The organism is Nocardioides sp. J54 (assembly GCF_000519005.1).
Taxonomy (GTDB): domain Bacteria; phylum Actinomycetota; class Actinomycetes; order Propionibacteriales; family Nocardioidaceae; genus Nocardioides.
Genome location: NZ_JAER01000005.1, coordinates 1 through 17,935, shown reverse-complemented (window position 1 = coordinate 17,935; position 17,935 = coordinate 1). Strand labels below are relative to the sequence as shown.

At 73.7% G+C, this 17,935-nt stretch carries 18 protein-coding genes and 1 riboswitch; of the genes, 12 read left to right on the top strand and 6 right to left on the bottom strand.

Annotation, left to right across the window (positions count from 1 at the left end; all coding sequences use genetic code 11):
- Positions 1 to 6: 6 nt before the first annotated feature.
- Positions 7 to 357, bottom strand: coding sequence for a DUF2200 domain-containing protein (locus NOCJ54_RS0104845; protein WP_028654591.1), 351 nt, complete (start codon positions 355 to 357; stop codon positions 7 to 9).
- A gap of 330 nt (positions 358 to 687) precedes the next feature.
- Between NOCJ54_RS0104845 and NOCJ54_RS0104840 the strand changes: the two genes are divergently transcribed.
- A complete protein-coding gene (locus NOCJ54_RS0104840) occupies positions 688 to 1,248 on the top strand; it encodes a lytic transglycosylase domain-containing protein (protein ID WP_232221676.1) in 561 nt (186 codons plus the stop codon).
- Between the two features lie 736 nt (positions 1,249 to 1,984).
- Here NOCJ54_RS0104840 and NOCJ54_RS0104835 read toward each other — a convergent pair.
- Positions 1,985 to 3,400 (bottom strand): acyl-CoA synthetase, encoded by a 1,416-nt coding sequence (locus NOCJ54_RS0104835; protein WP_232221675.1) that lies wholly within the window; start codon positions 3,398 to 3,400, stop codon positions 1,985 to 1,987.
- Between the two features lie 109 nt (positions 3,401 to 3,509).
- Between NOCJ54_RS0104835 and NOCJ54_RS0104830 the strand changes: the two genes are divergently transcribed.
- The gene (locus tag NOCJ54_RS0104830; protein ID WP_028654588.1) at positions 3,510 to 3,827 is read left to right on the top strand and encodes a hypothetical protein; all 318 of its coding nucleotides are present in this window, start codon (positions 3,510 to 3,512) and stop codon (positions 3,825 to 3,827) included.
- A gap of 12 nt (positions 3,828 to 3,839) precedes the next feature.
- On the opposite strand, the gene NOCJ54_RS0104825 is transcribed toward NOCJ54_RS0104830, so the two are convergent.
- Positions 3,840 to 5,222: a class II fumarate hydratase gene (locus tag NOCJ54_RS0104825; protein WP_028654587.1), complete on the bottom strand. Its 1,383-nt coding sequence runs from the start codon at positions 5,220 to 5,222 to the stop codon at positions 3,840 to 3,842.
- A 62-nt stretch (positions 5,223 to 5,284) separates the two neighbouring features.
- On the opposite strand from NOCJ54_RS0104825, the gene NOCJ54_RS0104820 reads away from it, so the two are divergent.
- Complete coding sequence (locus NOCJ54_RS0104820) at positions 5,285 to 5,647, top strand: GntR family transcriptional regulator (protein ID WP_028654586.1); 363 nt, start codon at positions 5,285 to 5,287, stop codon at positions 5,645 to 5,647.
- On the top strand, positions 5,644 to 6,576 hold the full coding sequence (locus NOCJ54_RS23875; protein WP_036516908.1) for a DUF1648 domain-containing protein: 933 nt from the start codon (positions 5,644 to 5,646) through the stop codon (positions 6,574 to 6,576). The genes NOCJ54_RS0104820 and NOCJ54_RS23875 overlap by 4 nt, the downstream gene beginning before the upstream one ends.
- 3 nt (positions 6,577 to 6,579) lie before the next feature.
- On the opposite strand, the gene NOCJ54_RS23870 is transcribed toward NOCJ54_RS23875, so the two are convergent.
- The 3 genes from NOCJ54_RS23870 to NOCJ54_RS0104800 all read right to left on the bottom strand — a co-directional run bounded on the left by NOCJ54_RS23870 (position 6,580) and on the right by NOCJ54_RS0104800 (position 10,645).
- The gene (locus NOCJ54_RS23870; RefSeq protein ID WP_084254921.1) at positions 6,580 to 7,542 is read right to left on the bottom strand and encodes a serine hydrolase domain-containing protein; all 963 of its coding nucleotides are present in this window, start codon (positions 7,540 to 7,542) and stop codon (positions 6,580 to 6,582) included.
- A 43-nt stretch (positions 7,543 to 7,585) separates the two neighbouring features.
- Complete coding sequence (locus NOCJ54_RS0104805; protein ID WP_028654585.1) at positions 7,586 to 9,274, bottom strand: fumarate hydratase; 1,689 nt, start codon at positions 9,272 to 9,274, stop codon at positions 7,586 to 7,588.
- 93 nt (positions 9,275 to 9,367) lie between these two features.
- Positions 9,368 to 10,645: a choice-of-anchor P family protein gene (locus NOCJ54_RS0104800; protein ID WP_028654584.1), complete on the bottom strand. Its 1,278-nt coding sequence runs from the start codon at positions 10,643 to 10,645 to the stop codon at positions 9,368 to 9,370.
- Between the two features lie 255 nt (positions 10,646 to 10,900).
- Between NOCJ54_RS0104800 and NOCJ54_RS0104795 the strand changes: the two genes are divergently transcribed.
- The 8 genes from NOCJ54_RS0104795 (at position 10,901) to thiC (ending at position 17,575) form a co-directional block, all read left to right on the top strand.
- Complete coding sequence (locus NOCJ54_RS0104795; RefSeq protein WP_442937293.1) at positions 10,901 to 11,983, top strand: NAD(P)-binding domain-containing protein; 1,083 nt, start codon at positions 10,901 to 10,903, stop codon at positions 11,981 to 11,983.
- A 3-nt stretch (positions 11,984 to 11,986) separates the two neighbouring features.
- Positions 11,987 to 12,097, top strand: a riboswitch (TPP riboswitch).
- The gene (gene thiE, locus NOCJ54_RS0104790) at positions 12,089 to 12,694 is read left to right on the top strand and encodes a thiamine phosphate synthase (protein ID WP_028654582.1); all 606 of its coding nucleotides are present in this window, start codon (positions 12,089 to 12,091) and stop codon (positions 12,692 to 12,694) included. (Overlaps the previous riboswitch by 9 nt.)
- Complete coding sequence (locus NOCJ54_RS0104785; protein WP_028654581.1) at positions 12,694 to 13,683, top strand: FAD-dependent oxidoreductase; 990 nt, start codon at positions 12,694 to 12,696, stop codon at positions 13,681 to 13,683. Before thiE ends, NOCJ54_RS0104785 begins: the two co-directional genes overlap by 1 nt.
- Positions 13,680 to 13,877, top strand: a complete 198-nt coding sequence (gene thiS, locus NOCJ54_RS0104780; protein WP_028654580.1) for a sulfur carrier protein ThiS — start codon at positions 13,680 to 13,682, stop codon at positions 13,875 to 13,877. The genes NOCJ54_RS0104785 and thiS overlap by 4 nt, the downstream gene beginning before the upstream one ends.
- Complete coding sequence (locus NOCJ54_RS0104775) at positions 13,874 to 14,650, top strand: thiazole synthase (protein ID WP_028654579.1); 777 nt, start codon at positions 13,874 to 13,876, stop codon at positions 14,648 to 14,650. Before thiS ends, NOCJ54_RS0104775 begins: the two co-directional genes overlap by 4 nt.
- On the top strand, positions 14,650 to 15,216 hold the full coding sequence (locus tag NOCJ54_RS0104770; RefSeq protein WP_036516903.1) for a thiamine phosphate synthase: 567 nt from the start codon (positions 14,650 to 14,652) through the stop codon (positions 15,214 to 15,216). The genes NOCJ54_RS0104775 and NOCJ54_RS0104770 overlap by 1 nt, the downstream gene beginning before the upstream one ends.
- Positions 15,213 to 15,908, top strand: coding sequence for a bifunctional hydroxymethylpyrimidine kinase/phosphomethylpyrimidine kinase (gene thiD, locus NOCJ54_RS0104765; protein WP_028654577.1), 696 nt, complete (start codon positions 15,213 to 15,215; stop codon positions 15,906 to 15,908). Before NOCJ54_RS0104770 ends, thiD begins: the two co-directional genes overlap by 4 nt.
- On the top strand, positions 15,905 to 17,575 hold the full coding sequence (gene thiC / locus NOCJ54_RS0104760; RefSeq protein ID WP_028654576.1) for a phosphomethylpyrimidine synthase ThiC: 1,671 nt from the start codon (positions 15,905 to 15,907) through the stop codon (positions 17,573 to 17,575). Before thiD ends, thiC begins: the two co-directional genes overlap by 4 nt.
- The last annotated feature ends 360 nt before the right edge of the window (positions 17,576 to 17,935 follow it).

Genomic DNA, 17,935 nt, shown 5'->3' with positions numbered 1-17,935 from the left:
GGTGCTTCAGCCGGCGGGCTGGCGCAGGACCTTCTCCATCGCCTTGCCCTTCGCCAGCTCGTCGACGAGCTTGTCGAGGTAGCGGATCTTCTGCATCAGCGGGTCCTCGACCTCCTGCACCTTCACCCCGCACACCGAGCCGGTGATCAGCGACGCGTTCGGGTTCAGCGTCGCGGCGCCGAAGAAGTCGAGGAAGGTCGTCTCCTCCGCGAGGTGCTGGTCGAGCTCGGCCTGGCTGAAGCCGGTGAGCCACCGGATGACCTCGTCGACCTCCTGCTTCGACCGGCCCTTGCGCTCCGCCTTCGTCACGTAGTGCGGGTAGACGGACGCGACGCTGGTGGTGAAGATCCGGTGCATCCCACCACAGTAGGCCGCGTCGTACGTGAGCAGGTTCACCGGTGCCCGAGGGGGCGGCGGGCCCGCTGTGACTGGTGTGGCAGGAGTGATCAGATTCCGCCGCGACACCTGTGCGGTTCGGTTTGCACCTGCCCTGCCCGTCAGGCAGTGTGGTCGCTGGTCACCGGCGGCCAGGACGACGAGGTCCGGCCCGATCGGGCGGTGACCGGCCCGTGAAGTCGAGCCCGAAGTCGAGAACACTTGTCGAAGCACGCACCCGCGAAGCACCGCGGAACGCCGAAACATGCCCATCTCGCCCAAGCCCCTCGCAAGGCCGCACGCAACGTCCTCGTGCTGTCCTCGGTCGCTGCCGCCGTCACGGGGGTGTCGGTCGCTGCCGGCGTCCTCGGCAACGACGTCGCCGCCCCGGCCGCCAGCGCCGACCTCGACGCCCTGAGGACCGCCGGCGACAGCACCGCCCCGGTCGACACCCAGCGCCGCGAGGCCGTGCTGTCCCGCTCGGACCGCCGCCCCGAGGCCGACCCCGCCAAGGCCGCCGGCCTCGAGGAGTCCGCCACCGCCGCGCTGACCGACGAGCGCCGCCTCTCCGACTCCGACCCCAAGGACATCGCCCGCGCGCTGCTCCCGGAGTTCGGCTTCTCCTCCGACCAGTTCGGCTGCCTCGACTCGCTGTGGACCCGCGAGTCCAACTGGCGCTGGAACGCCGACAACCCCACGTCGAGCGCCTACGGCATCCCGCAGGCCCTCCCCGGCTCCAAGATGTCCTCCGCCGGCGCCGACTGGGCCACCAACCCCGCCACCCAGATCCGCTGGGGCCTGGGCTACATCCAGGGCCGGTACGGCAGCCCCTGCAGCGCCTGGGGACATTCGGAGAGCCACGGCTGGTATTAGGAGGCGCGAGCGTGTCGCCTGTCGAGGGCGGCGCGCAGGCCTCGCAAGCTCGGCCCGCACTTGCCCTCGACGCGCCTTCGCGCGGGCGCCACGCTGCCGCGCACGCAGTTGCCTCCGGCAAGGGGCACAGTGGGCATGGCGGCCAGACAGGCGTAGGTGGACCGAGCGTTCCTCCCGGTGGTTGAGGTGCGAGGCCGCCCGCGGCCGAGCCTCGAAACCTCCGGGCTTTCCTGGCGGGCTGTGTCGACCACAGTTCGGTGGACCGGGGCCGCTGGTTCGAGGCTCGTCGCTGGCGCTGCTCCGCACCTCAACCAGCGGTGTTGCGCCTGGGCGCGTTGCGGGAGCGCACGCGGCGTGTCGTGCGAGGTCCTGCTTCCGCCGGGCGGCAAGCCGTGGGTTCGCTTTGCCGGACTCCCGGTGGTTGAGGTGCGAGGCCGCCCGCGGCCGAGCCTCGAAACCTCCGGGCCTTCCTGGCGGACTGTCGACCACAGTTCGGTGGACCGGGGCCGCTGGTTTCGAGGCTCGGCGCTGGGGCGCCTCGCACCTCAATCAGCGGCGCTGCATCTAGGCGCATTGCGGGAACGCGCGGCGTGCTGTGCGAGGCCGGGCTTCCGGGCGGGCTGTGGTGGGGCACAGTGGGCGTAGACCGGGGCCGCTGGCTTCGAGGCTCGGCGCTGGGGCGCCTCGCACCTCAACCAGCGGTGCTGCGACCACCGGCGCTGCCGCCGGCGTCGGCTCAGTCGAGCAGGCGCTGCTTCTGGACCTTGCCCATCTCGTTGCGGGGGAGGGAGGCGACGAAGCGGACCTCGCGGGGGCGCTTGTGGGCGGAGAGCTCGGTGCTGACCAGGTCGGTGAGCTCGGTGGCCAGGGCGGCCTCGCCGGGGACGGGGGAGCGGAGGACGACCCAGGCGACGATGCGCTGGCCGAGGTCGTCGTCGGGGACGCCGACCACGGCGCACTCGGCGACGGCGGGGTGGCCGAGCAGCGTCGACTCGACCTCGCCGGCGCCGATCCGGTAGCCGCCGGACTTGATCAGGTCGACCGACGCCCGGCCGACGATGCGGTGACGGCCGTCGGGGCCGATGCAGGCGACGTCACCGGTGCGGAACCAGCCGTCGTGGGTCCACACCTCGGCGGTCGCGTCGGGGCGGTTGAGGTAGCCGGAGAACAGCGTGGGGCCGCGCACCTCGAGCTGCCCGACCGTCTCCCCGTCGAGCGGCACCGCGGCCCCGTCCTCGTCGCGCAGACGGGTCTCCACGCCGGCGATCGGCAGGCCGACCCAGCCGGCCTGGCGGCGACCGTCGGCGCGGGTGGCCACGGTGATCAGGGTCTCGCTCATCCCGTAGCGCTCGGCGACCTCGTGGCCGGTGAGCTCGCGCAGCCGCTCGAAGACCGGCACCGGCAGGGCAGCGCTGCCCGAGACCAGGAGGCGGGCAGGCCGGAGGGCGGCGGCGTGCTCGGGTGCGTCGGCGACCCTGCTCCACACGGTCGGCACGCCGAAGAGCAGGGTGGCACCCGCGCGGACCGCGTCGGCGTACCGCTCCGGCGTCGGCCGGCCGGTGTGCACCAGCCCGCCGCCGACGCGCAGCGGGCCGAGCACGCCGAGCACGAGGCCGTGCACGTGGAAGAGCGGCAGGCCGTGGGCGAGGACGTCGTCCGCCGTCCAGCCCCAGGCGTCGGCCAGGCCGTCGAGGCCCGCCGTGAGCGCGCGGTAGGGGATCAGCACGCCCTTGGGCAGGCCCGTCGTGCCGGAGGTGTAGAGCACGAACGCGACGTCGTCGGGACCCACCCCCGCCGGCGTGTACGACGCCCGCGCGGTGAGGTCGACAGCCACGTGGTCGATCCCGCGCGGGTCGGGCGGGGTCGGTCCCACCCAGCAGTCGGGCGCACTGTCAAAGAGCAGATGCCGCAGCTCGGCCGCACCCGAGTCGGGCGGCACGGGCACGACGCTCACGCCGGCCAGCAGCGCACCCACCACGGCGACCACGGTCTCCATCGTCGGTGTGGCGTGCACGGCGACCCGCGAGCGGCCGGAGAGCGGCTCGCGCAGCGCCGCGGCGGCGCCGAGCAGGTCCGGGGCGGCCAGCGTCGTGCCGTCGACGCTCACGGACCGTCCGGTGCCGGAGACGAGGGCGGTCAGCAGGTCGGACACGCCGACATCCTCCCGGATCCGGGCCCGGGGTGCGGGTATCGGGGGTCGCGCAAGTGCATGATGCAAGGAAGGCGGGGCACGGGTGCCCCGCACGACGGAAGGAAACCAGATGCTCTGGACCATCATCGTCACGCTGGTCGGCGGCACGATCATCGGCCTGCTCGGCAAGGCCGTCGCGCCGGGCGACCGCGACAAGATCCCGTTCTGGCTCACCGTCGTCTGCGGCATCGTCGGGATGCTCGTCGGCAGCCTGCTCTACTGGGTGCTCTTCGGGCACAACAACGGCCGCTTCGACGGCCACGCGGCCACGTGGGACAACGCCACCGACGGCCCGGACTGGCTGCGCCACCTGTGGCAGGTCGCCGTCGCCGCGGTGGCGGTCGTCGCTGCTGCGACGCTCACCGGCCGCAGCAAGACCCGCCTCTGACGGGCACCTGGGTCAGGGCCGCGTCATCGCGGCCAGGTCGAGCGCGGCGTCCAGCTCCTCGAGGCTGAGCTCGCCGCGCTCGACGAAGCCCATCTCGATCACGGTCTCGCGGATCGTGCGGCCGCTCGCGAGCGCCTGCTTGGCGACCTTCGCGGCCGCCTCGTAGCCGATGTGCCGGTTCAGCGGCGTCACCACCGAGGGCGAGGACGCGGCGTAGCGCTGCATCCGCTCCGCGTCGGCGGTGATCCCGTCGACGCAGCGCCGCGCCAGGGTCGTCATGGACGTCGACAGCAGGCGCACGGACTCCAGCACGCTGCGGGCCATCACCGGCATCGCGACGTTCAGCTCGAAGGAGCCGCTCGCACCGGCCGCGGTCACCGTCGCGTCGTTGCCCACGACCTGCATGCAGACCATCAGCGTCGCCTCGGGCAGCACCGGGTTCACCTTGCCGGGCATGATCGAGGAGCCCGGCTGCAGGTCGGGCAGGTGGATCTCGGCGAGCCCGGTCGTGGGGCCGGAGCCCATCCAGCGCAGGTCGTTGCAGATCTTGGTGAGCCCGACCGCGATGGTGCGCAGCACGCCGCTGAGCTCGACGAGGGAGTCGCGCGTGCCTTGCGCCTCGAAGTGGTTGCGCGCCTCGGTGAACGGCTCGCCGGTCGCCTCGGCGAGCGCGGCGATGGCGGCCGCGGCGAAGCCCGGCGGGGTGTTGATGCCGGTGCCGACGGCGGTGCCGCCCAGCGGCAGCTCGCGGACCCGGGGGAGGACCGAGGTGAGCCGCTCGACGCCGTAGCGGACGGTCGCGGCGTACCCGCCGAGCTCCTGGCCCAGCATCACCGGGGTCGCGTCCATCAGGTGGGTGCGCCCGGACTTCACGACGTCGGCGAACTCTGCCGCCTTGCCCTCCAGCGAGCTCGCGAGCACCTCGAGCGCCGGCAGCAGGTCGCGTACGACGGCGAGCGTCGCCGCGACGTGGATGGCCGTGGGGAAGGTGTCGTTGCTCGACTGACTGGCGTTGACGTGGTCGTTGGGGTGCACCTGCTGGCCCGAGCGCGCGGCGAGGGTCGCGATCACCTCGTTGGCGTTCATGTTGGAGCTGGTGCCCGAGCCGGTCTGGAAGACGTCGATGGGGAACTGGTCGTCGTGCCGGCCGTCGGCCACCTCCCGCGCCGCCGCGCGGATGGCGTCGGCCAGCTCGGCAGGCAGCACCCCCAGCTCGGCGTTCGCGCGTGCCGCGGCGGCCTTCACCTCGCCCAGCGCGTGCACCAGCGCGGGCTCGATCGGCGTGCCGCTGATCGGGAAGTTCTCGACCGCGCGCTGGGTCTGGGCCTGCCAGAGGGCGTCGGCCGGGACCCGGACCTCGCCCATGGAGTCGTGCTCGATCCGGTAGTTCGTCACGTCCCCGACGGTAGCGCGCCGCGGAAGTGACGCAATCGGGATTGTTCTAGTACGATGCGAACATGTTGATCCGCGTGGACCCGGCGAGCCCGATGGGGCTGGCCGACCAGATCGCCGCCCAGGTGCGGGCGGCGGTCATCGACGGCTCCGTGCGCCCCGGCGAGAAGCTGCCGCCTGCCCGGGAGCTGGCCGCCGGCCTCGACGTCAACATGCACACCGTGCTGCGGGCCTACTCGGTGCTCCGCGACGAGGGCCTGGTCGAGCTCCGGCGCGGCCGCGGCGCCCACGTCCGTGCCGACCTCGACCAGCTCGACCGCGACCGGACGGCGCTGCGCCGCCTGGTCCAGGAGCTCGTGGAGGAAGCCGCCCGCCTGGGCATCACCCCCGACCAGCTGGTCGACGAGATCCGAGAGGCAACCCGATGACGAACCGCTCCGGGCAGCTCGCTGCTGCCGTCGTGGCCTTGCTGGCGCCCGCCCTGGTGGCCGGCGTCGCGCTCCTGCTGGGTGGGGACGTCCCCGACCCGGTGCCGACGCACTGGAACCTCTCCGGGGAGGTCGATGGCACTGCGTCGTTCGCGACCCTCACCGCCGTCGTCGCCACGGTCACCGGGCTCGCCACCGCCGCGGCGCTCGTGCTCGTCGCGGGCGTGCGCAGGGGCGTCGACCGGGCTGCCGGTGCCGCTGCACTGACCTGGCTCGCGTGGCTGTCCGCCGTCCTGTACGCCGCCACGCTCGGTGCCGCGGAGGGCGCGGCCACCGCGACGGAGGTCGACCTGCCCGTCGGGATCGTCCTGCTCGCGATGGTCGTCCCGGTCGCCGCCGCGGCGCTGGTGCACAAGCAGCTGCCCCGCCACGTCGCGACCGCCGTCGCTGCGCCCACGTCCTCGATGGAGCTCGCCGACGGCGAGCGGGCCGTGTGGGTCGGCAGCGCATCGTCCCGGCCGATGCTGGTCGCGGGCGTCGTCCTCGCCGTGGCCGCGCTCCCGCTGTGGTTCGCCGCGTGGCCGGCCGCGATCGTGGCGACCGTCGCCGCCGTGGCCATGAGCTGGCTGCACGCCGTGAGCGTCCGCGTGGACGACGCGGCGGTGAGCGTCTCGTGGGGCCCGCTGCTCTGGCCGCGGGTCGGTGTCGCCCTCGAGCGGGTGGCCTCCGCCACCGCCGAGGACGTCGACCCGCTGCGCTGGGGCGGCTGGGGCTACCGTCGCACGCTGGGCGGCCGGGCCGCCGTCGTCCGCCGCGGGCCGGGCCTCGTCCTCGCCCTCACCGACGGTCAGCGGTTCGCCGTCACCGTCGACGCCCCCGAGCCCGCCGCCGACCTCGTCAACGCCGTGCTGGCACGATCCGCGCGCTGATCCTCAGCGCAGCAGGCTGCTGCCGACCCCGTCGACCGACCGGGAGGTGCCGCGGACGACCGCCACGGCCCGGCCGGCGGCCCGGTCGAGACCGACGTACGAGCGCCAGCCGCCGGTGCCGCCGTTGTGCCAGGTGATCGCCTGCCCCCGGGACTCGGTGGTCAACCATGCGGCGCCGACCTGCACGGCCCGGCCCGTGAAGCGTGCGGTCGGGTCGAGGGCGGAGATGCCCACGACGTCGCCGTCGAGCAACGCGGCGGCGAAGCGGGTGAGGTCGTCGACGGTCGAGCGGATGCCGCCGGCCGGGCCCAGCCCCTCGCCGGTCCACGCCTCCGCCGGTCGACCCCCGCGGCCCGTCCCGGTCACCGCGTGCGGGGACAGGTCGGCGGGCGTGGCGGGGACGTACCAGCTCTCGAGGCCGAGCGGCCCCGCCACGCGGTCGCGGACCAGGTCCGCGTAGGTCGTGTCCTGCGCGGCAGCGACGGCGTGGCCGAGGAGCTGGAAGCCCAGGTTCGAGTACGACGCCCGCGGTCGGCGCACCTTCGTCGCGCGCGCCTGCTCCAGCAGCTCGGCCAGCGTGTCGTCGTACGGGTTGGCCAGGTCGCGCCACATCCGCCACGACCGGCGCCAGATGTCGGGCAGGACGGGGAGCCGAGGCAGGCCCGAGCGGTGCTGCGCGAGCGACTCGAGGGTCACCGCGGCGGCGGGGCAGTCGCCGAGGGGGAGGTGGCGGCCGAGCTCGTCGTCCGGGTTGACGACGCCGCGCTCGGCCGCGTCGCGGTAGAGCAGGCCGGTCACCCCCTTGGTGACCGAGCCGATCTCGACGTCACCGTCGGCCGGCAGCCGGTGCCGGGTCGTCGAGACGACCCCGTCCTCCACCAGGCCGACGCCCCAGGGGACGTCTCCGAGGTCGGTGAGCAGGCTCTGCTCGGTCAGGGGCGTGGTCCTTCGAGACTGACGACGCATGCCCCCACGAACGGGTGGGTGGCGGGGAGAGTTCCCCGACGGGTCACTCGGCGGAGCGGACCCGGATGCCGGAGATCGGGACGGTCACCGAGCCGCCGGGGTCGGTGAAGAAGTCGTTGCCCTTGTCGTCGACGACGATGAACGCGGGGAAGTCCTCGACCTCGATCTTCCAGACCGCCTCCATGCCGAGCTCGGGGTACTCGATGACCTCCTGGCTCTTGATGCAGTCCTGCGCCAGCCGTGCGGCCGGGCCGCCGATGGAGCCGAGGTAGAAGCCGCCGTGCTCGTGGCAGGCCTCGGTGACCTGCTTCGAGCGGTTGCCCTTGGCGAGCATGACCATCGAGCCGCCGGCGGCCTGGAAGGACTTCACGTAGGAGTCCATCCGGCCGGCCGTCGTCGGGCCGAACGAGCCCGACGCCATGCCCTCGGGCGTCTTGGCGGGGCCGGCGTAGTAGACCGGGTGGTTCTTGAGGTAGTCGGGCATCGGCTCGCCGGCGTCCAGGCGCTCCTGGATCTTGGCGTGCGCGATGTCGCGGGCCACGACGAGCGGTCCGGTGAGGGACAGCCGCGTCTTGACGGGGTACTGCGACAGCTGGGCGAGGATCTCGCTCATCGGGCGGTTGAGGTCCACCTTGACGACCTCACCGCCGGAGATGTCCTCGGCGACACCCGCGTCGGGCATGTACTGCGCCGGGTCGGTCTCGAGCTGCTCGAGGAAGACACCCTCGCTGGTGATCTTGCCGAGCGCCTGGCGGTCGGCCGAGCACGACACGGCGATCGCGACCGGGCACGACGCGCCGTGGCGGGGGAGGCGCACGACGCGCACGTCGTGGCAGAAGTACTTCCCGCCGAACTGGGCGCCGATGCCGAAGGACTGGGTCAGCTTGAAGACCTCCTCCTCCAGCTCGAGGTCGCGGAAGCCGTGCGCGCTCATCGAGCCCTCGGTGGGGAGGTTGTCGAGGTAGTGCGCGGAGGCGTACTTCGCCGTCTTCAGGGCGAACTCCGCGCTGGTGCCACCGATGACCACGGCGAGGTGGTACGGCGGGCACGCGGCCGTGCCGAGGGAGCGGATCTTCTCGTCCAGGAACTCCAGCATCCGCTTGGGGTTGAGGATCGCCTTCGTCTCCTGGAACAGGAACGACTTGTTGGCCGAGCCGCCGCCCTTGGCCATGAAGAGGAACTTGTACTCCGGGCCCTTCGGGCCCTGGGCGGTCGAGTAGATCTCGACCTGCGCCGGCAGGTTGGTGCCGGTGTTCTTCTCCTCGTAGGTGGTCAGCGGCGCGAGCTGGCTGTAGCGCAGGTTCAGCTTCGTGTAGGCGTCGTACACGCCCTTGCTGACCCACTCGGCGTCGTCGGCGCCGGTGAGCACGCCCTCGGACTTCTTGCCCATCACGATCGCGGTGCCGGTGTCCTGGCACATCGGCAGCACGCCGCCGGCGGAGATGTTGACGTTCTTGAGCAGGTCGAGCGCCACGAAGCGGTCGTTGCCGGACGCCTCGGGGTCGTCGATGATCTTGCGCAGCTGGCGCAGGTGCGCCGGGCGCAGGTAGTGGCTGATGTCGTGCATCGCCTCGGCGGTCAGCCGCTGGATGGCGGCGGGGTCGACCTTGAGGAAGGTCTGGCCGTCGGGGCCCTCGACCGTCTCCACGCCCTCCGTGGTGATCAGGCGGTAGGGCGTGTCGTCGTGCGACGCCGGGAGGAGGTCGGAGTACCGGAACTCAGCTTCAGCCACGAGCACCAAGGGTATCGCGCCCGAAATCGGACGAGGGCCGGGGCGCCATCGGCGTCCCGGCCCTCGCTCCTGTTGGCCCGTGCGGCTACCTGGTCAGGCAGTCGTCATCTGCGTCGCAGCGATCGCGAGCTCGATGACCGCGCCGACCGGCAGGCCCGCCTGGGCCGTGTCGAGCGTGATCTTCAGGCCGTCGATCCTGTTGATCTTCTGCGCCGGCAGGGTGCCCTGCTTGTTGATCTCGACCTTGCCGAGCCCGGCGATGTCGATGGCCGTGTTGGGCGCGACGTCGATCGGGATCTTCTGGCCGGCGATGACGAGGTTGACCGTCGACATCTTCATCGACTGCGTCCACACGCCGTCCACGAGCTTGGCGCTCGCCGTCACCTCGATCGCGTCGGCCTTGATCAGGCCGCCGAGCAGGTTGAGGCCCACCGTCTTGTTGGTGTTGGTGATCTCGGCGTTGCCGTTGCTGGAGTCACGCTTCGACGTGCTGGTCGAGGTCAGCGTGCCGAGCGTCGCGATGCCCGGGAGGCTCACGGTGGCGGTCGAGTTGCGCAGCGTGTTGCCGTTGCTGCCGTCGAACGGGGTGCCGGTGTAGGCGGTCGGGTCGGAGACGACGCTGATCTGCGTGCCGACCTTGGCCTGGATGCGGCTGCTGTAGGCGAAGCCGCCGAGGCGCGGGGCGTTGGCGGCCGGGGTGGCCTCCTGCAGGTAGTGGTTGACCGGGCTCAGGATGATGACCGTGCCGGCGTCGTAGCCGTCGCGGGACTTGAGCAGCTGCACCGCGACCGCCCAGCTGCGCGTGGCGGAGAGCTCGGAGGTGCCGGCGTGGTAGGTCGTGTTGAGGCTGATCGCCGCCACGCCCGGGATGTTCACGCCGTAGTTCTGCGGGATGTTGACCGGCAGGTTGACGCCCAGGATCTTGATGCCGAGCAGCTTGTGGTTGCCGACCGCGGAGCTGGTGCCGTCCGGCTTGCCGGTGGTGACGACCGTGCTCTCGACCGCGTCGAGCTTGATCAGGCCGTTGAGCAGGCTCACACCAGCGGTGCGCGACCACGACTCGATCTTGATGTTGGCGCCGTCCTTGGTGGCGGTGGTGCGGGTCTCGGCCGCACCGACGCTCGCCAGGTTGAGGACGTTGGCCGCCGCGGTGCTGTTGCTGTGCGTGCGGGCCGGTCCACCGTTGATCGCGGTCTGCGCGGTCAGGTCGGAGGAGACGATGTTGCCGAGCGCCTTGATGTAGGTGGCGCCGGTGTTGGCGGAGTAGTTCCAGTCGTCGACCGGAGCGGCCTGCGCCGGTGCCGGAACGGCGACCAGGGCAGTGGCCGTCGCCAGGAAGGCGATCAGGCTCAGGAGCTTGCGGATGTTCACGGGTCCCCATTTCCCACGTGTTGATTGCGTTGTCGTGTCCCTCACTGGAACGACGGAACGCCACGTGAGGGGAAAATTGCCGAGCTGTACCCGGTGGGTCAACGGAGCAGCCCCGGTCCAGGTCACGCTCGGCCAGGGCAAGGCTATCGGTTCCGCGCCGTGAGGTTGAGAGGGGTGACCAATGTCGCAGGGGGTACCGGGGCAGGGTCTGCGGTTCCGGGGCGTTGGGCTGACGTGCACGTGTACGACGCCGTGGTGGTCGGAGCCGGTCAGGCCGGTCTCTCCGCGTCCTTCCACCTGCGCCGGCTCGGGCTCGACCACGTGGTCCTCGACGCCGACGAACGACCCGGCGGAGCCTGGCAGCACCGCTGGGACTCGCTGACGATGGCCGACGTGCACGGCGTCGCCGACCTGCCCGACGCGCCGGCCCCCGGCGGGTCGGCCGAGCGGGCCAACGAGGTCGTGCCGGCGTGGTTCGCCCGCTACGAGGCCGAGCACGCACTGCCGGTCGAGCGGCCGGTGCGCGTCGACCGGGTGACCTCCGAGGGCGACCTGCTCGTGGTCCACGCCGGCGAGCGGCGGTGGACGACCCGGACCCTGGTGAACGCGACCGGCACCTGGTCGCGGCCGTTCGTGCCGTCGTACCCGGGGGCGGGGGAGTTCCGCGGGGAGCAGCTGCACACCCACGACTACCCCGGTCCGGAGCACCTCGCCGGCAAGCGGGTGCTGGTCGTCGGCGGCGGCGCGTCGGCGGTGCAGTTCATCGGCGAGCTCGCCCCGCGCACCGACGTGCTGTGGGTGACGCGACGGCCGCCGGTGTGGCGCGACCACTTCGACGAGGGCCTCGGCCGGCACGCCATCGAGCTGGTGCAGGAGCGGGTCCGCGCCGGTCTGCCGCCGGCGAGCGTCGTCAGTGTCACCGGCCTCGCCCTCCGACCCCAGGAGCAGGAGGCGGCCCGGCTCGGCGCCTACGACCGCCGGCTCCCGATGTTCGACCGGATCGAGCCCGACGGCGTGCGCTGGGACCACCCCGCGCCCGGCCAGCCGGCGTTCGAGCCGGTCGACGTCATCCTCTGGGCCACCGGCTTCCGGCCCGCCGTGGCGCACCTGGCGCCGCTGCACCTGCGCAGCCCCCGCGGCGGGATCGCGTTGCTGCAGACGGGCGCCGACGTGCAGACCGCCACCGTCGCCGAGCGCGACCCGCGCGTGCAGCTCGTCGGCTACGGCCCCTCGGCCAGCACCATCGGGGCGAACCGGGCCGGGCGTGCGGCCGCGCTGGCCGTGCGCCGCTACGTGGACAGCGAGTTGCGGGGGGCCGGTGACCGTGCGCTAGCGTGACGCACGACACCCCACGGGAGTCCGCGGCAGCGGGCTGAGAGGGAGCTGGAGCCGCTCCGACCGTCACACCTGATCCGGGTCATGCCGGCGAAGGAACGGACTGAGATGACTGCTTTTCGCGCTACCCCGCGCCTGCACTGCCTGGTCTCCGACCGGGACGACCACGCCCTGCTGCCGGTGCTCGCCGAGGCCGGCGTCGACGGCTTCCAGGTCCGCGCCAAGGAGCTGGGCACCCGCGACCTCGTCGCGCTGACGCGTGCCGTCGTGGCCGCCGTGCGACCGCACGGCGCGCTGGTCGTCGTCGACGACCGCGTCGACGTCGCCCTCGCGGCAGGCGCGGACGGGGTCCACCTCGGCGCCGACGACCTCGCCGTCGCCGACGCCCGCGGGCTCGCGCCCCGGTTGCTGGTCGGGGCGACCTGCCGCACCCGGACCGACGTCGAGGCCGCCCGGGCCGACGGCGCCGACTACGCCGGCCTCGGCCCGGTCTTCGCGACCACGTCGAAGCCCGGCCTGCCCGCGCCCCTCGGCGCCGGCGCGGTCGCCGACGCCACCGGCGTCCTGCCGATCATCGCCATCGGAGGCATCGACGCCGACGGCGCCAGCGCCGTGCGGGCCTCCGGCGCCCACGGCGTCGCGGTCATCGGCGCGATCTGGCGACATCGCGATCCCGTGGCAGCAGCGAAGGAGCTCGTCGCGGCGGTGGCCTGATGCGGGTCGAGGTCCTCGGGGCCGGGATCGTCGGGCTGGCCGTCGCCGAGGAGCTGCAGCGCCGCGGCCACGCCGTGGCCCTCGTCGACCCGCGCCCGGCCAGCGGGGCGTCGTACGCCGCGGCGGGGATGCTCAGCCCCGCCGCCGAGGTCTGGCACGGCGAGGAGGACGTGCTGCGGCTCGGGACCGCATCGCTGCGGCTGTGGCCGGGGCTGGCCGCCCGGCTCGGCGTCCCGGTGCGTCGCGAGGGCACCCTCCTCGTCGGGCACGACGCCGCCGACCTCCAGCAGGTCGACCGGCAGGTCGAGCTGCTCGCCCGGCACGGCCACGACGCGGTGCCCCTCGACCGGGCCGGCGTCCGCGAGCACGAGCCGGCCCTGGCCCGGGTCGCGGGCGGTGCCCTGCTGCCCGGCGAGGGGAGCGTCGACCCGCGGGCGGTGTGCGCCGCCCTGCTGGCGCGGGTCCCGGTGCACACGGCGCCCGTCGGCGCCGACGTCACCGTGGTCGCCACCGGCGCCCGGCTCCCGGAGCCGTGGACGCGGCTGGTGACAGGCGTGCGGGGCGAGGTCCTGCGGCTGCGCTCGGACGACCCGCCGCGCCGTACCGTCCGCGGCTGGGTCGCCGGTGAACCGGTCTACCTCGTCCCGCGCGGGGACGGCCGGGTCGTCGTCGGCGCGACGTCGGAGCACCACGACGACGGGCCGGTCGTGACGGCCGGCGGCGCGCTGCGCCTGCTCGCCGCCGCTCGCGAGCTGTGGCCGGCGCTCGAGCGCGCCGAGCTCGTCGAGGCCACCGCCCGCGACCGCCCGTCCACCGCCGACGGGCTGCCCCTGGTCGGACCGAGCGGCGTCGACGGCGTCGTCCTCGCCGCCGGCCACCACCGCCACGGCGTGCTGCTCGCCCCGCTGACCGCGCAGCTCGTCGCCGACCACCTGGAGACCGGGGCCGTCGACCCAGCCGTCGACCCCCGGAGGGAAGGAGCACGATGATCACCCTCAACGGAGAACCCGTCGCCGCGATCGGGAGCGTCGCCGACCTGCTCGGCCGCCGCCTCGGGGACCCGGCCCCGTCAGGGGTCGCGGTCGCGCTGAACGGCGAGGTCCTGCCTCGCGCCCAGTGGCCGGCCACCCCGCTGGCCGACGGCGACGTGGTCGAGGTCGTGACGGCGGTGCAGGGCGGATGAGCGCGACCACCGACCCGTTCGTCGTCGCCGGTACCGTGCTGTCGTCCCGGTTGCTCCTCGGCACCGGCGGCCTGCCGCACGTGTCGCTGCTGGGACCCGTCCTCGACGCGGCCCGGCCCGGCCTGGTCACCGTGTCCGTACGCCGCGCCTCCTCGCTGTCGGACGGCAGCCTGCTCGGCGCGCTGCGCGCGGCCGGGGTCCGGCTGCTGCCGAACACCGCCGGCTGCCTGTCCGCCCGCGAGGCCGTGCTGACCGCCGAGCTCGCTCGCGAGGCGCTCGGCACCGACTGGGTGAAGCTGGAGGTGATCGGCGACGAGCGCTCGCTGCTGCCCGACGTCGTCGAGCTCCTCGAGGCCGCCGAGCAGCTGGTGCGCCGCGGGTTCACCGTGCTGCCCTACACGACCGACGACCCGGTGGTCGCGCGTCGCCTCGCCGACGCCGGCTGCGCCGCCGTGATGCCGCTCGGGTCGCCGATCGGCTCCGGCCTCGGCGTGCTCAACCCGCACGCGATCGAGGCGGTGCGCGCGGCCGTCGACGTGCCCGTCGTGCTCGATGCCGGCGTGGGCACGGCGAGCGACGCCGCCCTCGCGATGGAGCTCGGCTGCGAAGCGGTCCTCGCCGCCACCGCGGTGACCCGCGCCGACGACCCCGTCGCGATGGCCCGGGCGCTGCGACTCGCCGTCGAGGCCGGCCGGTCCGCCCGCGGGGCCGGCCGGATCCCGCGCCGAGCCGTCGCCCGCGCGTCGAGCCCGATGTCGGGACGGATCGCGTGATGCCGCGGCTGCTCGTGCTCACCGACCGCACCCAGGTGCCGACGGGCCGGACCCTGCGCGACGTGCTCGACGACGTCGCGGCCGCTGGCCTCGGCGACGGGGGAGCGCTCGTGCTCCGCGAGGTCGACCTGCCCGACCACGACCGCAGCGACCTCGCCGCCCACGCCCGCTCCCTGGGCCTGCCGGTCCTCGCCGCCCACCGGGCGCTGCCGGGTTGCCTCGGGGTCCACCTGCCCGCCGGCGCGGCGGCGCTGCCGGACGTGGCGTGGGGCCGCTCCTGCCACACCCGTGCCGAGGTGGCTGCGGCCGCGGCGACCGGCGCCCGGTGGGCCACCCTGTCGCCGTACGCCGCCAGCGCGAGCAAGCCCGGCTACGGCCCGCCGCTGCCGCCCGAGGTCTGGGCCGACCTGCCGATGCCCGTCCACGCGCTCGGCGGCATCGACACCCGTCGCGCGGTCGAGGCCCGGGCTGCCGGGGCGTACGGCGTCGCCGTGATGGGCGCCGTCATGCGGGCCGAGGCCCCCGGCGCGGTCGTCGTCGGCCTGCTCGCGGCGGTGGCGGCATGACCCCGCCCGTCGTCGTGACGATCGCCGGCTCCGACTCCGGCGGCGCCGCCGGCATCGCCGCCGACCTCACCACCTTCGCCGCCCTCGGCGTGCACGGCGCGTGCGTGGTCACGGCCGTGACCGCGCAGGACACGACCGGCGTCCGCGCCGTGCACCCCGTCCCGCTCGACGTCGTCGCCGCGCAGCTCGACGCCGTGCTCGAGGACCTCGACCCGGCCGCGGTGAAGACCGGGATGCTCGCCACCCCCGAGGTGGTGCGCCTGGTCGCCGAGCGCTGCGCCGACCGGCTCCTCGTCGTCGACCCCGTCGTCGTCGCCACCTCCGGCGCGGTGCTCGCCTCCGAGGAGGTGGTGCGCGCCTACCGCGAGCACCTGCTGCCCGTCGCCACCGTCAGCACCCCGAACGCCGAGGAGCACGACGCCCTCGGCCGGCCCGACCTGCCGACCGTGCTCGTCACCCGCGGCGGCGACATCCCGACGACCAACGACCACGGCACCGGCTGCACGCACAGCGCCGCCCTGGCGTCGTACCTCGCCCTCGGGGACGACGTCCCCACCGCCGCCGCCCGGGCCGACGCCTTCGTCGCCCGCCAGCTGCTCGTCAGCCAGCACTGGCGCCTCGGCCGCGGCCGGGGCCCGGTCGCCCACGTCCACCCCTCCACCACCCCCACCCACCGAGGAGCTCCCGCATGACCGTCCACCCCGCCCATACCCGCATCGAGGTCGGTGACCTGAAGGTGCCGTTCACCCGCGTCGCGCTGACCAACGGCGAGACCTTCGAGCGCTACTGCACCGAGGGCCCCGGCTCCGACCCCGAGGTCGGGCTGCCCGCGCTGCGCGCCGCCTGGATCGACGGCCGCGGCGACACCGAGGAGTACGACGGCCGCGAGGTCCAGCTCGTCGACAACGGCCGCTCCGCCATCCGCCGTGGCGCCGCCCAGGGCGAGTGGCGCGGCGTACGACGCGCACCCCGCCGCGCGTCCGGCGGTCGCACCGTCACCCAGATGGCCTACGCCCGCGCCGGCGTCGTCACCGAGGAGATGCGCTACGTCGCCGAGCGCGAGCAGTGCGACGTCGAGCTCGTGCGCAGCGAGGTCGCCGCGGGCCGCGCGATCATCCCCGCCAACGTCAACCACCCCGAGACCGAGCCGATGATCATCGGCCGCCGGTTCCTGGTGAAGATCAACGCCAACATCGGCAACTCCGCCGTCACCTCCTCGATCGCCGAGGAGGTCGACAAGCTCACCCACGCCATCACGTGGGGCGCCGACACCGTGATGGACCTGTCGACCGGCGACGACATCCACACCACGCGCGAGTGGATCATCCGCAACAGCCCCGTCCCGATCGGCACCGTGCCGATCTACCAGGCGCTCGAGAAGGTCAACGGCGAGGCGGACAAGCTCAGCTGGGAGGTCTTCCGCGACACCGTCATCGAGCAGTGCGAGCAGGGCGTCGACTACATGACGATCCACGCCGGCGTGCTGCTGCGCTACGTCCCGCTCACCGCCAACCGGATCACCGGCATCGTCAGCCGCGGCGGCTCGATCATGGCGGGCTGGTGCCTGGCGCACCACCAGGAGAACTTCCTCTACACGCACTTCGACGAGCTCTGCGAGATCTTCCGCCAGTACGACGTCAGCTTCTCCCTCGGCGACGGCCTCCGCCCCGGCTGCACCGCCGACGCCAACGACGAGGCCCAGCTATCCGAGCTGCGCACCCTCGCCGAGCTCACCGCCCGCGCCTGGGAGCACGACGTGCAGGTGATGGTCGAGGGACCCGGCCATGTCCCGCTCGACCTCGTCGAGGAGAACGTCCGCCTCCAGCAGGACTGGTGCCACGGCGCGCCCTTCTACACGCTCGGCCCGCTCGCCACCGACGTCGCGCCCGGCTACGACCACATCACCTCCGCCATCGGCGCCGCCACCATTGCCATGCACGGCACCGCGATGCTCTGCTACGTCACCCCCAAGGAGCACCTCGGCCTGCCCGACCGCGACGACGTGAAGACCGGCGTCATCACCTACAAGCTCGCCGCCCACGCCGCCGACGTCGCCAAGGGCCACCCCGGCGCCCGCCACTGGGACGACGCCCTGTCGAAGGCGCGCTTCGAGTTCCGCTGGCGCGACCAGTTCGCCCTCTCCCTCGACCCCGTCACCGCCGAGGCCTTCCACGACGAGACCCTCCCCGCCGAGAACGCCAAGACCGCCCACTTCTGCTCCATGTGCGGCCCGAAGTTCTGCTCCATGCGGATCAGCCAGGACGTCCGCAAGCGCTTCGCCGACGACGGCATGGCCCAGAAGTCCGCGGAGTTCCTCGAGCTCGGCGGGACGGTGTACGTCGAGCCGGAGGCGTCGTAGGGCTGGCGCCTCGCGCCTCAACCAGCGGCAGCTGGTCGCTGTCGTGGCTGGTGTCGGCGGCCGCGCACCGTAGCCGACCGGCCCCCCGCCGTGTTGTCTGGCGCGAGCGCGTTGCCTGTCGAGGGCGGCGCGCAGGCGCTCGCTGCGCTCGGCCTGCACTTGCCCTCGACGCGCCTTCGGCGCGGGCGCCGCGCTGCCGCGCGCGCAGTTGGCTCCGATGGGTGGTTGCGTTGTTCTGGCGGCAAGCCTTGGGTTCGCCTCGCCGGACTCCCGGTGGTTGAGGTGCGAGGCCGCCCGCGGCCGAGCCTCGCGGTGTTGTCTGGCGCGAGCGCGTCGCCTGTCGAGGGCCGCGCGCAGGCC